Below are 16,831 nucleotides of genomic sequence, written 5' to 3'. Positions count from 1 at the left end.
CGGCGTAGCTGGTACGCACCTAGAGTTCCGGCGGGGAATCAGTTACTTCAAGTGAACTAATAGAGCGGCGATGAGTGAGCTGCCTCACTCACCGTCGGAATGGTATCCGCGGGCCAGTCGTTGTCGACCACTGACCGTTACGGCTGTTCCAGCACATCGAATGGAATGGTCGCCTCGACCGGGTCATCGAGTAGCAGCACGCGTCGGTGAACCGTATGGGCGAGGTAGCGGCGACCGGACCAATCGAGGCGGTACTCTTCGATCTCCTCGATGCGTTCTTCCTTCTGATCCAGCCGGACGATCAGGTATCGCGGAATACCTGCGGTAGCGTACTGAATTCGCTTATCGCTGATATCGACATCGATGGTTGATTCAGAAGTAACCTCGACCACCAGCAGAATGTGCTCACGGACGGTGTTGACGTCGTAGGGTTCGCAGTCCCGAATCCAGATGTCGGGGTACCGGATGTTCAACTTCCGATCCGCCACGGTGGATTCCGCATCAGCGAATCGTGCGGCCACATCGGAATCCACGACCATGCACGGGCCACCGTCACGGCGGGCCGCCTCCAGCATCCCAGCCAGCCTCCTGACCACCCGGCTGTGCACGGGGCTCTGGGCCATCAGCCGGACCACGCGCCCGTCGACGATCTCGATGTCACCGAGTCCGGCAGTCACCCCTTCGGCGAACTCCTCGGCCGTCACACGCATAGTCGCCATCATTGCAGTCCGGACCGGACCACGAACCCGGTGCGCTGCTGGAAGTACGGGGTCAAGGCGAGGAGGCCGTCGACCCGGTCATCAGCAAGACGAGTTTCCCGCGCACGTGCCCCGTCTCGCTCACGCGGTGCGCCTCGGCGACCTCGGCCAGCGGGAAGGTTTGCGCGACCGGGAGTGTGAAGTGCCCGGACTCGATCAGTTTTCCGATCTCGCCGAGCGCGTGGAGTGCGCGGCCGGAATCGCCGCTGCTGAATCTCACCCCGTACTCCCGGGCTCCGTCGAAGTCGGCGATCGTGATGACATGCCCGACGCCGCCGGCCAAGTCGATGAGGTCGGGCAGCACCCCGCTCCCGGCGATATCGAGCGCGACATCGACGCCGTCGGGTGCGAGTGCGCGCACCCGCCCGGCGAAGCCTTCACCGTAGGCGACGGGCTCGGCCCCGAGCGTGCGCAGGTACTCGTGGTTCGCCCGACTCGCGGTGCCGATGACCCGCGCGCCGCGCAGCACGGCGAGCTGAACCGCGGCGGCGCCGACACTTCCAGAAGCGCCGTTGACGAGCAGCGTGCTGCCGTTCCTGACACCGAGTTGGTCGAGCGCGCGGGTGGCCGTCTCGACGGCGGCCGGAAGTGCTGCGGCGTGGGCGAAGTCGAGCGACGGCGGGATCGGCGCGTAGTAGGACAGCACCGCCAGCTCGGCCTGGGCCGGTCCCTCGACGGAGAAGCCGAAGACGCGATCGCCGACGGCCACATCCGTGACACCCGCGCCGAGCTCGTCGACGATGCCCGCCGCCTCATAGCCCAGGGTCTGCGGGAGCTCCTTGTCCATCAGGCCCGTACGCTTCTTCCAGTCGCTGGGGTTGACCCCGGCCGCGCGCACCGCGATCCGAATCCGGCCGGGGCCCGGATGCGGGTCGGGCAGATCCACGATCTCCAGGACCTCCGGACCCCCGAACCGCTGGAAGCGGACCGCCTTCATCACTCGCTCCGATCTCGACTCGGTGAAACGTTTGCCCCTCAATGTCTTTCGGGCATCAGGTGCGGCGTGGCTGGCGGTAGTCCGCCCATTCGTCCTCGGCGCGTTGGGCCTGGCCCTGGGTGAACTCGTTGCGGCAGGCGTCGGGGGTGTAGTTCATGTGATTGTGCATGGGGTCGCCGGTCGAGGACTTGCAGCTCTTGACGCCCTCGACGCACTTGAGGGCGGGGCCGTTCTCGGGCGGGGTGTCGGCCACCGTGTCGGCGGGATCCTGACATCGGCCTTGGAAGGGGTGGTAGAGCCCGAGCCAGTGCCCCACCTCGTGGGTCGCGATCTTGCCGGTGTTGTATCCGTTCAACGATCCGGCGGGGAGGGCGACGTCGTTGACCACGACCCCGTCCAGTTGCGGGTTGTCCCGAAGGTCGTGAGGGAAGGTCGCGATCCTCAGCAGACCGCCGCCGAGATTGTTGAGATACAGGTTGAGTGCCTTCGCATCACCCTTGTGCAGTGCGGTCTTCATCTCCGGCCTCCGCCAAGTCGTTCCGCTCGGACTCGACCTCGACGATGACCTGCGTTTCCGGCGGCGCGTCGTCGTCCACCACTATCCTGGCATCGGTGGTCTGCGGCGGCGCGCAGGCGGCCGGCGCGGGAGGCGTCAGCGGCGTGCCGACGCTCAAGGCGGTCACGAACCCGCCGATGAGGGCCACACCGAGCAGAACAGGAGTTGCCTCGAGCCGCACGCAGATACCTCCCTGGCGAACCGACCGGAACCACATCTGATTCGTATCTGCAGGCGGCCCGGATAGGTCGCGGCGGCCGAGGATTTCACCGCGCCGTCTCGATATCACCCACCCGCACATCCGGATCGGCCACCACCGCCGCCAGCACTCGCCGCCACCGCTGAATCAGCGAGTCGACGGTCTCCCGATCGAATACATCCGTCCGGAAGCCCGCCCGCAGCCGCAGAGCCGGGCCGGGCAGAACGTTCAATTCGAAGGGATAGTGCGTCGTATCGTCCACATGGACGCCGGTTACCGAGAAATCCTCGGCGGGGTAGTCGACCTCGCGCGGATCCTGCGGGTAGTTCTCCACGGCGAACAGGGTGTCGAAAAGTTCGGAATGCCGTGTCCAGCGGTGGATCTCACTCAATCCGATGTGCTGATGATCGATCAGGCGGATCTGGTCGTGGCGCGCTCGGTCCATCAGCTCCGATACCGGCATCGCGGGATCCGGGCGCAGGCGAACGGGCACGGTGTTGATGAACAGGCCGACCATGGTCTCCACGCCCGGCAGTTCCGCCGGTCGGCCCGACACCGGTGACCCGAACACCACATCCTCGCGCCCGGTCGTGCGGGCGAGCAGAATCCCCCACGCGACCTGCAGCACGATGCCGAGCGTCGTCCCGTGCGCACGGGTCATCCGGTGCAACGCCGACGTCAGATCCGCGGGCACTTCGGATTCGACGACGACGCGCCCGGTATCAGCCCCCGCACCACCCACCGCCTCCGCGAGGAGCGTGGGCCCGGCCACTCCTGACAGGGCTTCACGCCAGACCGCTTCTGCCGCAACATGATCCCGCCCGCCGTACCACTCGAAGAAGCTGCGATACGGGGCCACCGGCGGCAGCCGGTCCGCCTTGCCGCCCGCGAGGTAGATGTCGAACAGCTCGCGCAGCAGCACCGGGATCGACCAGCCGTCGCAGACGATATGGTGCATGGTCAGCGACAGTCGAATTCTGTTCGGGGACAGGCACATCAGGAGTGCGCGCACCAAAGGCTCCGCGGTGAGATCGAATCCGCGCGCCCGGTCCGCCGACAGTGCCCGCGCCCACTCCTCGTCACTGGCCGTCTCGAGCTGCGACCAGGGCAGCCCGGGGTGACCGGCGACGACCTGTACCGGTTGCTCGAGACGACTCTGCACGAATCTGACTCGCAGCGCGGGGTGCCGGTCGATCATCGCCGTGAACGAGGCGCGCAACCGTGCGATGTCGACCGAACCCTCGAGCTCCAGCCGGATCCGCACCACATACGGATCCTGCGCCCGTCCGGCGTAGCGGGCGTGGACCAGCATCCCCTCCTGCACCGGAGTGATCGGCAGCACGTCTTCCAGACCCGGATACTCGGTCTCGAGACGATCGATCTGCTGCTGGGTCAGCGATACCAGTGGCAGATCCGACGGTGTGCGGCCGCCTCCGGTCCGCTCGGCGCACGCGACCATCGCGCCCAATGCCGCGAACCACATCCGCCCCAGCTCGCCGACCTCGTCCTCGGTCAGCAACGCCTCGGCCCAGGTCCAGGTCGCCGCCAGCCGCGGCCCGTCGACATCGTCGCGGGTTACCGCATTCAACTCCAGCGCATGCGCCAAAGCCATGGTGGGCGTGGCACTGTCGAGCAGGGCTCCGTACCCCTCGCTGGGACGCCACGGTGCGTCGTCGTGGGCCGAGGAGATCCGCCCGAGATAGTTGAACCCGACCTCCGGGTTCGGATCCCCCGCCAGTTCCGCGCGGGTCGTGCGGTTGAGATACCGCAACAACCCGAATCCGAGGCCGCTACCGGGAATCGCGCGCAGCTGTTCCTTGACGCGTTTCACACGCTCGGCCAGCGCCGCATCACCGATGAGCACATCGGTCCAGTCGATCCGCCCCGCATCGAGGCGGACCGGGTACACGCTGGTGAACCAGCCCACTGTGCGGGACAGGTCGATTCCGTCGGCCAGCGCCTCGTCGCGGCCGTGCCCCTCGACATCGACGACGACCGGCACGCGCCCGCGACCACGCCGAGCGGCCCACTCCGTCATCGCCACCGCGAACGAGGCCAGCAGGATGTCCTGTACACCGGCGTGGAAGGCGGCCGGCACCGAGCTCAGTAGCGGACCGGTCTGCGCCACCGGCAATGTGAGCGTCAGATGACCGGCACTGCCATAGGTATCCCGGCTCGGATCGAGTGCACCGACCACCGATTCGGTCTCGGCCCGAATGCTCTTCCACACCGGCAACTCCGCCTCGCGCGACGGCGACATCGCCTCCTCGGCAAGGATTGTCGACCATCGGCGAAACGACGTCCCCGTCACCGGCAGCCCGATGCGATCACCGCCACGGATCGCCTCCCACCCGATCGCCAAGTCCGACAACAGAATGCGCCATGAGACACCATCAACCGCGAGGTGGTGGATAGCCAGCAGCAACGCCCCCGCACGATCCGGCCCGGCATCGAACCACACCGCCCGCAGCACCGAATCCCCTGGCGGCCCGAGCAAATGCCCGGCCGAGGCGTACGCATCGGCGACCAGCTTCTCGATCTCCTCGCGGGATGTGCCCGAGCAGTCCAGCCGATCGAGACAGGTTGCGGCACTGACCGATCCGACCGCCCCCACCTCCAGTGATCCGGGGTCCTCAGCAACGACCCGCAATCGCAGCATGTCGTGATGATCGATCAGCGCCTCCACCAGGCGAATCGACTCCGCCGCCCGCAGAGCCGGCGGAGTCGATATCACCATCGCCTGGCAGAAGCCCTCGGCGATATCGCCGCGTTCGGCCAGCCATTCGACGATCGGCGTGGCGGTCACCGGGCCGACACCGATATCGCCGATATCCCTCGACCGATCGGCAGCGACGAGGTCCCGGGCGCTCGCGGCCAGCGCCTGCGGGGTCTGATGGGTCAGCACATCCTGCGGTCTGATCAGTACACCCGACCGCCGGGCCCGGCTCACCACCTGAATGGCCGAAATGCTGTCCCCGCCCAGGGCGAAGAAACCGTCGTCGACACCCACCCGCGCCAGACGTAGTACCTCCGCGAACAGGTCCGCGAACAGCTGCTCCCGTTCGGTGCGCGGCGCCCGGTAATCCGCCGTGGGCGCGAATCGGGGCTCGGGCAGTGCCCGTCGATCCAGTTTCCCGTTGAGCGACAACGGAAGTGCGTCGAGCACCACGATCGCCGCGGGCACCATGTACTCGGGCAATCGCGCACCGGCGAACCGCCGCACCGCCTCCACGTCCACCGCATCGGCGTCCCGGCGACCGGTCACATATCCGATCAGCTGCCTGCCGCCCTCGGGCGCCGACTCGCGGGCGATCACCGCCGCCCGCGTCACCGAGGGATGCGATCGCAGCACCGATTCGATTTCACCCGGCTCGACCCGGAATCCGCGAATCTTCACCTGATCATCGGAGCGACCCACGAACTCGAGCACACCCGCGGAGGTCCACCGCACCATATCCCCGGTCCGATACAACCGGCCGCCGGTATCGAACGGGTCGGCGACGAATCGCGCCGCGGTCAATCCCCACCGGCCCCGATATCCGCGCGCCAGCTGCACCCCGGCGACATACAACTCACCGACCACCCCGACCGGCACCGTACGGAATCGCCCATCCAGCACGAACACCCGAGAATTGGCCACCGGCAACCCGATCGGCACCAGACCCTGCCCCGGCAACTCCGCACCGACCTCGTGGAAGGTAACCTCCACGACCGTCTCGGTCGGCCCGTACAGATTGTGGAGTCTGGCGGCGGTCCGCGATCGCAGCCGCCGGGCAGTGTCGATCGGCAACCCCTCTCCGGAGGTGAACACATGCCGCAGCGATGACAGCCGCTCACCCTCGATCTGATCGAGGAAGGCGGCCAGCATCGAGGGCACGAAATGCGCGACCGTTACCGACTGCGCGGCGATGAGGTCGCACAGATACGCCGGATCGCCCTGCCCCTCGGGATCGGCGAGGACGAGCCGTGCGCCGGTCTGCAAGGGCCAGAACAACTCCCACACCGAGACGTCGAAGGCCGCCGAGGTCTTCTGCAACACCGCGTCGGTGGCATCGATGCCGTAGATCGACTGACCCCACGTCAATCGGTTCACGATCGCCCGATGGCTGACGGCAACGCCTTTGGGCCGTCCGGTCGAGCCCGAGGTGTAGATGAGATAGGCCGGATGGTCGGCACGCAGCACCGCGCGCCGATCAGCATCGACCGGATTCGGTGCACCGCTGGGTGTTTCCGGCATCAGCAGCGGTGACACCGTCTCGGGAAGCGTGGCCGCGGTGGCGCGGTCGGCCAGCACGACCATCGGCGCGGCATCGGCGAGCATGAAGGCCAGCCGGTCCGCGGGATAGGACGGGTCGATGGGCAGATAGGAACCCCCGGCCTTCAACACCGCCAACAGCGCCACCAGCAACTCCGGCGACCGCGGCACCGCGACCGCCACGATGTCCTCGGGACCCACTCCCCGCCGGATCAGTTGGTGGGCAAGCGCATTCGCCCGGCCGTTGAGTTCGCGATAGGTCAGCGTGGTCTCGGCGTGGACCAGCGCGACCGCCTCCGGCGTCCGCGCGACCTGCGTCTCGAACAAACTCGCCAGCGTCACTCGATCGTCGGGGTTCGTCCCCTGCACTGCGTTCATCGTCTCTCGCCCTTCGCCGGAATCCGCTATGCGCCGGACGCATTCAGCGGTGCGCCGACGGGCCGGATATCACCCCAGACCGCGCGGACCCGTGCCTTGCATTCCTCTGCGGAACCGGCCCGGCCCTGCGATGTCCAGCCCGTCGGTATCTCACGCTCCGCGGGCCAGAGCGCGTATTGCCCGCGCGCATTGACGACGACGACGAACGGACGTTCGTCGCGATCCACGTCGGAGGGCACACGGTCGCCGTCGAGGGGACGGCGGTCGATCTTGCCATGCGCGGTCAACGCCACGGTCGGGTCGATCACATACACATCGGGCCGCAGATGATCGGGTACGAATGCGGCCATATGCGCACGCAATTCGGCCGCGGTGACAGGTTGCGACGCACCGCAGGTCACGTAGGCCGCCAGATACTTGCCGCGCTCCGGATTCTGTTTCACCGCCACGAAGGCCGTGATGACCAGCGGATGCGCCAGCAGCGACTGTTCGACCTCGGACGGTTCGATGCGGTGACCGCGCACCTTCAGCTGGGCATCGATCCGCCCGATGAATTCGAGGACACCCGGTTCGACCTCGCGCACTCGATCGCCGGTGCGGTACAGGCGATCTCCGGGCGCCCCGAAGGGATCGGGCACGAACCGCTCGGCGGTCAGATCGGGAGCGCCGAGGTAACCGCACCCCAAACCGGCGCCGCCCAAACACAATTCGCCCGACTCACCCGACGCCACCGGCTTCAGGCGTTCGTCGAGAACATGGGCGCGGACCCCGCCGACGGCCCGGCCGATCATCGGCACGCTCGGCACCGGATCGGTGGCGTGCTGGGTGTGGATGGTGGCGAAGACGGTCGCCTCGGTCGGACCGTAGCAGATGATCAGCGTGCTGTCGGGCAGCTCTTGCCCGGCCCGTTCGATCGACGCCGGATAGACGGCCTCCCCACCGGTGAGCAGTTGACGCAGCGGGCGCAGCGCCCCGGGTTGCTCCTCGAGAATCAGCTGGAACAGCGCCGTGGTGAAAAACGCTGCCGTCACACCCTTTTCGCGGATCAGGCGCCCCAGGGTTCCGGCCGTGACCGGACCGTGCGGGGCAATCACCAGGCGGCCCCCGTTGAGCAGCGCGCCCCAGACCTCGAAGACGGAGACATCGAAGGTGGTCGGCGAGTTGAACAGCAGACACTCCTGCGGTCCCAGCGTCATCCAGTCGGCGTCGAGGACCAGATTGAGCACTCCTCGATGCGGTACCGCGACGGCCTTGGGCCGTCCCGTCGACCCCGAGGTGAACAGGACGTAGGCGAGATCGTCGATGTCGCCGCGCGGCGCGACCGGGCCACCCTCGGCGCGCACCGATCCGTCGTCCACCACGACAACGGCTGTCCCGCCGGGCAATTCGTGACGGAGCGCGGCGGAGGTCAGCACGACCCGCACATCGGCGATCCGCAGTTGGTCGGCGATCCATCGTCCGGGCTGGGTGGGATCCAGGGGAACGCAGACGCCGTCGGCCATGAGCACCCCGAGCACGGCGATCACGAACCGGTCGCTGCGGGGCAGATACACGCCCACCGGATCATTGGGCCCGATGCCCAGCTCGCGCAGCACCGCGGCGATCCGAGACGCCTCGGCGGCCAGCTCGCCGTAGGTCACCCGATCGTCACCGAATTCCAGTGCGACCGCGGCAGGCTGCCGCTCGGCCCAGTAGGCGAAGCGGCCGGGGATCAGCCCTTCGGACGTTACTTGTGCAGACATGAGAACCTCACTGTCGAAAAGTCGAATCCACTAGCTGCGCACCGCGCGCAGACCGACGAACCACGCCGTCACCGCCGCACCCGCGGCCAGCAGGCCGGCGCCCAGGAATACCGGCCGCGGATCGTTGCCGAGCGCCGCCGTCGCACCACCCACCACCAGCACGCCGAGCGGCTCCACCGCCAGGAACAGGAACTTCGCGGTGCCGGTCACCCGTCCGAGCATGTCGCGCCGCACGATCCGCTGCCGCTCGGTGCGGTTCACCAGACTCGCCAGGATCACCGCCCACAGATAGGCCGCATTGGCGATCAGCAGCGTCGCGAACGAATTGGTCACGCACATCGAGGCGATGGCGATACCCGCCAGGACCAGACCCCACACCACCACCCGCACATGCCCGAAGCGCCGGGCCACCCACGGCGCCGACAGCGCACCGAGCACGCCGCCGGCCCCGCCGCCCGCCATCACCACCGCGACCGCGAAGGTGCTCAGTCCGAGGGTGTCCTTGGCATAGAAGAACAGCAATCGCTCCACTGCCAGTGCGAAATTCACCGCCATCTGCATGGCGGTCAGCACCACGAGAACCCGGACCGACAGCAGATACCGCAGTCCCTCGCGGAACTCGCCGACCATCCCCGACAACCGCGCCGGGGACTGCGGCCGCTCCCGACCGCGGATCCGCCGCCGCGCCGGACCGAGTGTCACCAGCGAGATCACGAAGGTGACCGCATCGGCCAGCAGCGCCCCGCGCAGGCCCACGGTGGCCGCCAGCGCGCCGACCGTGACCGGGCCGAGCACCAGGGTCAGCTGGGTCGCGGCCTCGATCATGGAATTGGCCCGCATGAGTTGGGCGTCGGCGAACATATCGCGAATCGCCACCATCAGCGCGGTCGCGAAGAACACCTGCGCCGAACCCGCCACCAACGCCAGCGCGATCAGCAACCACACCGACAGCGCGCCGCAGGCCGACAATACGAACAGCGCCGCGAACACCGCGGTGCGCACCGCATCCATCGCGACCATCGTCCGCCAGGGGTCGACCCGGTCGACGATCACTCCGGCGGGCAGGCCCACACAGACGTAACCGATGGTGACCGAGGCCGCCGACAGCGCCGAAACCACTGGGCTGCGGCTCAATTCGAGCGTCAGCAGCGGTATCGCGAGCATCGACAGCGCATCGCCCAGCAGCGAGACCGACTGGCCGCCGAGGAAGATCCACACCCTCGGCGGCCACGGTCGCACGGGTGCGAGCTGGGTCACGCGCGCGTCCTGCTCCGCAATGCCATCGTCTCGGCGATGCGGTCCAGGCCGCCGAGCACGGTCGCCTCGTCGAGACCGAAGTCGATCAGGCAGGCGATCTCGTCCACACCCATCTCGCCGAGGAACCGGGCCCGCGCCGCGAAGGTCGCCGCGCCGCCGAGCAGCGCGCTCGACCCCCAGTAGCGGCGGAAGGCGAAGTCCTTCAACGTCTCTCGATCATCGGGGGTGAGCTTGTCGAGATCGAGGTCGTTGAGCACGGCCTTGGCCGCCGATTTGAGGATTTCCGAATTGGCCCAGAGGTATTCGCGGAACGGCCCCTCGACCACCGCGCGCACGGCATCGTCGTCGCCCTCGCCGAGGAACGCGTGCACCATGACCGTGACCGTCCCGGCGACCGGATCCAGGCCGGCCTCGGCGCGGCCTCGGCGGTAGGCCGCGATCCGCGATTCGAGTTCGGCCGGATCCAGGTTGATCAACGCGGTCAGCACGTTGAAACCGGAACGTCCCGCGGTGGCGAAGGTTTCGGGATTGGTGGAGACGGTCAGCCAGACCGGCAACTCCGGTTGCACCGGACGCGGGAAGGTCCGCAGCTTCACCCGCTCCCCCAGACCGTTCACATCCTCGATCTCACCGCCGCGCCACAGCGTCCGGATCTGTTCGACCCGTTCGATCGTGACCTGTTGTTTGCGTTGATAACTCGCCTGACCGAAGACGAAATCCAGCGGCAGGAACCCGGGCGCGAAGCCCAGGCCCACCCGGCCGCCCGACAGGTTGTCGACGATCGCCCACTCCTCGGCCACCCGCGCCGGATGATGCAGCGGCGCGACGACACTGCCCGCGCGCAGGTGGATCCGTTCGGTGATGGTCGCCAATCCGGCGGCCAGGACGGCGGAATTCGGGAACAGATCCCCGAACTGGTGGAAGTGGCGTTCCGGGGTCCAGATGGCCGTATAACCGAGTTCGTCGGCGCGGCGCGCGCACGCCTGGATCAGGCCGTATCGGTCGCCCTCGATCGAGGAGGCCGAGAAGAAGAAGACGCTGAACCGAGGATCCGACGAATCCCGCGGGGCGAGAGCCACCGGGCGCGCGGCCGCGGGCGCCACCGTCTCGGAGACCGCGGTCACGGCCGGGGCCGAATGCCCGTTGGACGTGGATTCCGTTGTGCGCGTGGACAATAGCGTCACCAAATCCTCGACGGTCGGATGATTCACGAACTCCCGCAGCGACAGCTCCCTACCCGTCGCGGTGCGCAGATCCAGCACGATCTGCACCGCGACCAAGGAATCGCCGACATCGAAGAAGTTGGTCGTATCGCCCAGTTCCGTGCCGAGGGCCTTGCTGTAGGCCGCCCGCACCTGGGCCCGCAGCTCGTTGGGGCGATGCCCGTTCGGCGCGGCAGGCCGCGGTGCCTCGACCGGCACACTCACCGGCGCCGCGCCGATGCCGGCGAGTTCCTCGCTGGGCCAATACCGGCTGCGCTGGAAGGGATATCCGGGCAGCTCGACCACGTGCGCGTCGCCGTCCCACAGCGCCGCCCAGTCGACGTCACCGCCGAGGCTCCACACCCGCGCCAGGGCGCGCGAGAGACAGACGGCCTCGGGCTCCTCCTCCGAGGTGGCCGGCAGCGCGGCGACCACCGGCAGCGCCGAGGGCCGATTCGGATGCCGCCGGGCGAGTTTGCTCAGCACCCGGCCGGGGCCGAGTTCGACCACCACATCCGGAGCCGACTCGAACACCGTGGCCAGCCCGTCGGCGAACCGGACCGTTCGCCGGGTCTGCGCCACCCAGTAGTCGGGGCTCATCGCCTGCTCCTCGGTGATCCAGTCGCCGGTCACAGTCGAGACGAACGGAATAGTGGGCGGCAGCAATTCGATACCGGACAGCGTCGCGCGCAGTTCATCCAGGCAGTCCTCGGTCATCCGGCTGTGGAAGGCGCGGGCGACACCGAGCCTGCGGCAGGCCGAACCCGCGCTCGTGAGCTCGTTCTCGATGGCGGCGATCGCCTCGACCGGTCCGGACAGCACACAGGATTCGGCCGAATTCACCGCCGCGAGATCGGCTCCCCGCTCGAGGAAGCGCGCCGCATCCGCCTCGGGCATGCCGACCGCGAGCATCGCCCCGACCGGCATGCGATGCATCAGTTCGGCCCGCGTGGCGACCAGGCGAGCGGCATCCTCGGCCGTCAGCACCCCCGCGACCGTGGCGGCCACGATCTCGCCGAGGCTGTGGCCGAGCATGGCGTCCGGGCCGACGCCCAGCCGCTGCCAGGTCCGCGCGAGCGCGTATTCGGCGGCGAACAAGGCCGACTGCGACAGCACCGTATTGTCGAAATCGGCGGGCTCATCGCCGAACAGCTGCTCGCGCAACGCGATTCCGGTGGCATCGGACAGCAGATCCAGGCACCAGTGGTGTTCGGTCCGGAAGATCTCGAAATCGGGCCACAGCTCCTGCCCCAGCCCCTGGTACCGGATGCCCTGTCCGGGAAACAGGAAGGTGATCTTCGGCGTCAGCCCGACGGGACCGTCGGCGGTGATCGAATCTCCCAGGGCGTCAACGGGATTCGACGACGAGTCGACCAGGGCGAAGCCGCGGTGACGCAGCGCGCTGCGACCGAGCTGTGTGGTGTAGGCGATATCGGCCGGATTCAGATCGCGATGCTCCTCCAGATGCCGTTGCATAGCACCGACACCCGCGTCGAGGGCGGCGGGCGACTGCGCGGAGAAGGTCAGGACATGGCAGCTCCGAGGCGCCGAACGGCGTGGCACCTCGTCCCATCCGGCGAGGACCACATGCGCGTTGGTGCCGCCGATGCCGAGACTGCTGACCCCGGCCCGGCGCTCGGCCCGGCCCGCGGACCATTCGACGGTCTTCGGATTCACGGTGAACGGTGCGGTATCCCAATCGAATTCGGGATTGGGTTCGGTGAAATGCAGGGTGGCCGGAACCGTTCCGGTCTCGATCGCCAGCACCGCCTTGATCAGGCCGGTGACACCGGCGGCGGCATCGAGGTGCCCGATATTGGATTTGACCGACCCCAGCAGAGTCGAGCCGAAGGCGTCGCCGTCCCGACGCAGACGGAATGCCTCGGCGAGCGCCGAAACCTCGATGGGATCGCCGATCGGCGTTCCGGTTCCATGCGCCTCGACGAAGCCGATCTCGGTGCTCGCCAGCCCGGCCCGCCCGAGGGCCTTCGCCACCGCACGCACCTGACCGTCCCAGCCGGGCGCGGCGTATCCGATCTTGTGCCGTCCGTCGTTGACGACCGCCGAGCCCCGGATCACCGCACGGATCGGATTGCCGTCGCGCACAGCATCACTCACCCGGCGCAGCACCACCGCGGCCACCCCGTTCCCGCGGACCGTGCCGGAGGCGGCGGCGTCGAACGGACGACAGCGGCCGTCGGCGGACAGGATCGCGCCCTCGACATGGTCGCCGGCCGCGCCCTGCGGCAGATCGATCGCGGCCGCGCCGACCACGGCCACCCCGCAGTCTCCCGCCCTCAGGCTCTGGCAGGCCAGATGCACGGCGACCAGCGAGGACGAACAGGCGCTCTGCACACCGAGACTGGGCCCGCGCAGATCCAGTTTGTAGGACGCGCGGGTCGCGAGATAGTCCTTGTCGGTGGCCAGCAGCATCCGATGTTGTTCGGTCGGCCCGGCATCGCGGTAGCGCGACAACATCGTATGCAGCAGATAGGTGCTCGGACTCGCCGAGGCGAACACGCCGGTCTCGGCGCCGAATCGCTCGGGCGGGCAGCCCGCGTTCTCCAGTGCGTGCCAGGCACATTCGAGAAACAGCCGATGTTGAGGATCGAGCAGTTCGGCCTCGGCGGGCGGAATTCCGAAGAAGTCGGCATCGAACATATCGATATCGGCCAGCACGCCATAGGCGCCCGATCCGTTGCCCGGAACGACGAGGGACTCCCGTTCGTCCACCAGATTCCGCCAGAACTCGGTGATATCGGCGGCGCCGGGAAACCGGCCGGCCATGCCGACGATCGCGATATCGTCGTCGCGCATCAGAGTGCCTTTCCATAGACATGTTCGGCCAGCGCCGCCACCGTCGGATGACGAAAGAAGCCGACCAGTTCGGTGGCGGTCGCCAATTCGCTGTCCAGCCGGTTCTTCACCAAGAGGAGTTGGAACGAGGTGCCGCCGAGATCGAAGAAGTTGTCGGCGATGCCGACCTGCGGGATATCGAGCACCTCGCACCAGATGCGCGCGATGCGGTCGACCAGCGCCCGGGTGTCGTTATCTGCTACCGAGTCCATGCGTCGAGCTCCTCGAGAAAGGTGGCGAGATACTTCTCGGCCGTGGTGCGGTCGAACAGCTCGGTGCTGTACTCGAGCACCGCGTCGAATGCGTGTGTGGTATCGGTGACTTCGATCAGGAAATCCACCCGCGACACCCGCGGGAGCACTACGTGATTCGCGGCCTCCGCGGCGCCGAGCCGCAGGTGGGTGGTGGGGTCGGGGACGAAGGTGAGAACGGTTTGGAACAGCGGCGTGCGCGCGGTATCCCGGGGCGGCCGCACCGCGTGGACGATCTGATCCAGCGGCAGATCCTGATTCGCGTACGCACGCAGCAGATGGTGGCGCACGCGGTCGAACAACTCCGAAAACGTCGGCGCGCCGGAGCAATCCGCCTTGATCGGCAAGGTATTGGCGAAGAATCCGATCACATCCTCGACGGAGATGACCGGCCGCCCGGCGACCGCGGTGCCGACGAGAAACCGCTCCTGACCGCTGATCCGGGCCATCGCCGCCTGGAAGGCCGTCATCAGGAACATATGCACGGTGCCGCCGAGCCGACGGGCCGCGGACCTTATGCCCGCCGAGTCCGGGATCGTGAAATGCAGTGTGGCACCGGCCGATCCGCGGACCGGTGACCGCGGGCGGTCGGCAGGCAGGTCCAGTACCAGCGGCCAGTCGGCCAATTCGGTTCGCCAGAAGGCGATTTGATCGTCCCAACGGCCCGCGGTCATGCCGTCACGCTGCCACTCGGCGTAATCGCCGTACTGCACCGGCAGCTCCGGCAGCTCCGGTTCCGTGCCCGCGGTGAACGCGTTGTAGCACAGCGATATCTCCCGCGCGAAGATCTCCATCGAGCGGCCATCGGTCACCGCGTGGTGCACGTTCACCACGAACAGATGATCGGTGGCGCTCACGCGGGCGACGGCCGCGCGCAGCAGCGGCGCCCGTGTCAGATCGAAGGGCCGTGCGGCGAACCGGTCGACGTGTTCGGAGATGACTTCCGGCGCGACATCATCGACCTCGAGGCGCACCCGCGCATCAGCCCGCACGATCTGCTCGGGCTCGCCCGCGCGATCGGCGAAACAGGTGCGCAGCGCCTCGTGCCGGGCCACGACCACATCGACCGCGGCCTGCAACCTCGTCAGGTCCAGCGCGCCGGTGATCCGCACCGCCCACAGCACGTTGTAGGTCGCACTGCCGGGTTCCAGCTGCTGCATGAACCACAGCCGGTACTGGCCGAACGATACTCGAGCCGAATCCAGGCCGCGGCGTTCGATCGCCGCGGCGTCCGCCGTCGCCGGTGTGCGCAGTGCGGCGGCCAGACCGGATACGGTCGGTTGCCGGAGGAATTCCGTGAGCTCGATGCCGTGGCCGGTGCGCGCCTCGACCCGGCTCAGCAGCCGGATGGCCAGCAGGGAATCGCCGCCGCTGTCGAAGAATCGGTCGTGCGGTCCCGGATCCTCGCCGAGCAGCTGCGACCAGATATCGGCGATCGATCGCTCCAGATCGTCGATCATGCCATCGCCACCCAGATGCGGCGCTGACCGCGGTAGGCCGTACGGCCGTGGGCGGCAAGCATATTGGCGACGATGAGCAGATCGCCGCGCTGCCACGGCAGGGTCAGCGCACAGTCGTCGTACGCCTGCTCGATCAGCGCCAGATCCGCCACGGGAATCGGGCTGCCGTCGCCGAGGTAGGCATTGCGCGGCAGCTCCCGTTCCGGAAACGCGGCCAGCAGTGCCTCGCGGATCTCCTCCTCCAGCGCGGAGACGTGAAACAGGTTGGCCTGGTTGAACCACACCGGGGCCCCGGTGTGGGGCTCGGCACGCCACGCGGCCCGCGTGGTGCTGGTGTGCAGCAGCGACCCGTTCCAGTCGTAATCCAGATCGTGTGCGCGGCAATAGCTTTCGACTGCCGCGCGGGAATCGGTCTGGAAGGCCTCCTGCCAGCCGAGGCCGAGGTCGTCGCGATAGGTTCTGGTGTAGCGCACACCGTCGGCGAATCGGTCCAGCAGATCCTGCGGCAGGCGCCGGAATACCGAGCGGCTGTCCGCGATCGGCGTGTGACCGCCCTCGTCGGCCGGTGTCTCGCACAGGAAGAACAGCCGCGCCGGCCAAGTGTCGGCATAGGAGTTCTCGTTGTGCATCGGAATACGTTGATCGGGTGGATATTCCGTGGAGGTGTAGATGTTCGCGCCGATCTGGGTCCGCGGCGTGGACCGATCGCTGTAGCGCAGCGCTGCGCCCCCGATCAGCCCGACCACCTCCTCGAACAGCCGCATATCGGGTTCCAGGCCGCGTAACAGCACCGCGCCGTACCCGTGCAGCGCGGTGTCGATGCGATCGCGGTGCTGCCGCAGCCACGACAGCGGATCGGTGATGGTGTCGGCGAGCGGGTAGACCATCGCGGCGGTCGACCCGTTGTCCTCGAGATATCCGGTGACCGGATCGAGGTCGATCACGTCCATCGGCGGTGTCGGGATCATGGAGTCCTCCTT

The 16,831-nt window shown here is 67.9% G+C and carries 11 protein-coding genes; all 11 read right to left on the bottom strand.

The features are described 5' to 3' along the window. Positions 1-137 precede the first annotated feature (137 nt). Complete coding sequence (locus ACIA76_RS26360; RefSeq protein WP_397155144.1) at positions 138-710, bottom strand: Uma2 family endonuclease; 573 nt, start codon at positions 708-710, stop codon at positions 138-140. Between the two features lie 61 nt (positions 711-771). Further along, a complete protein-coding gene (locus ACIA76_RS26355; RefSeq protein ID WP_397155143.1) occupies positions 772-1,695 on the bottom strand; it encodes an NADP-dependent oxidoreductase in 924 nt (307 codons plus the stop codon). Positions 1,696-1,750: 55 nt separating this feature from the next. After that, the gene (locus tag ACIA76_RS26350) at positions 1,751-2,212 is read right to left on the bottom strand and encodes a M43 family zinc metalloprotease (RefSeq protein ID WP_397155141.1); all 462 of its coding nucleotides are present in this window, start codon (positions 2,210-2,212) and stop codon (positions 1,751-1,753) included. After that, entirely contained in the window at positions 2,187-2,432 is a 246-nt protein-coding gene (locus ACIA76_RS26345; RefSeq protein ID WP_397155139.1) for a hypothetical protein, read from the bottom strand. Before ACIA76_RS26345 ends, ACIA76_RS26350 begins: the two co-directional genes overlap by 26 nt. Before the next feature lie 85 nt (positions 2,433-2,517). Next, on the bottom strand, positions 2,518-7,083 hold the full coding sequence (locus ACIA76_RS26340) for an amino acid adenylation domain-containing protein (protein ID WP_397155137.1): 4,566 nt from the start codon (positions 7,081-7,083) through the stop codon (positions 2,518-2,520). 26 nt (positions 7,084-7,109) lie between these two features. Further along, on the bottom strand, positions 7,110-8,825 hold the full coding sequence (locus ACIA76_RS26335; RefSeq protein ID WP_397155136.1) for an amino acid adenylation domain-containing protein: 1,716 nt from the start codon (positions 8,823-8,825) through the stop codon (positions 7,110-7,112). A 30-nt stretch (positions 8,826-8,855) separates the two neighbouring features. Continuing rightward, positions 8,856-10,082, bottom strand: a complete 1,227-nt coding sequence (locus ACIA76_RS26330) for an MFS transporter (protein WP_397155135.1) — start codon at positions 10,080-10,082, stop codon at positions 8,856-8,858. Next, a complete protein-coding gene (locus tag ACIA76_RS26325) occupies positions 10,079-14,101 on the bottom strand; it encodes a type I polyketide synthase (protein ID WP_397155133.1) in 4,023 nt (1,340 codons plus the stop codon). The genes ACIA76_RS26330 and ACIA76_RS26325 overlap by 4 nt, the downstream gene beginning before the upstream one ends. Then, positions 14,101-14,352, bottom strand: a complete 252-nt coding sequence (locus tag ACIA76_RS26320; RefSeq protein WP_397155131.1) for a phosphopantetheine-binding protein — start codon at positions 14,350-14,352, stop codon at positions 14,101-14,103. The genes ACIA76_RS26325 and ACIA76_RS26320 overlap by 1 nt, the downstream gene beginning before the upstream one ends. After that, positions 14,340-15,851, bottom strand: a complete 1,512-nt coding sequence (locus ACIA76_RS26315) for a condensation domain-containing protein (RefSeq protein ID WP_397155129.1) — start codon at positions 15,849-15,851, stop codon at positions 14,340-14,342. The genes ACIA76_RS26320 and ACIA76_RS26315 overlap by 13 nt, the downstream gene beginning before the upstream one ends. After that, entirely contained in the window at positions 15,848-16,819 is a 972-nt protein-coding gene (locus ACIA76_RS26310) for a TauD/TfdA family dioxygenase (protein ID WP_397155127.1), read from the bottom strand. The genes ACIA76_RS26315 and ACIA76_RS26310 overlap by 4 nt, the downstream gene beginning before the upstream one ends. Between the last annotated feature and the right edge of the window lie 12 nt (positions 16,820-16,831).

It is taken from the genome of Nocardia sp. NPDC051570 (assembly GCF_044454005.1).
Lineage (GTDB): Bacteria > Actinomycetota > Actinomycetes > Mycobacteriales > Mycobacteriaceae > Nocardia.
Note: the sequence above shows the minus strand (reverse complement) of the source record. Positions and strands in the feature narration are given on the sequence as shown.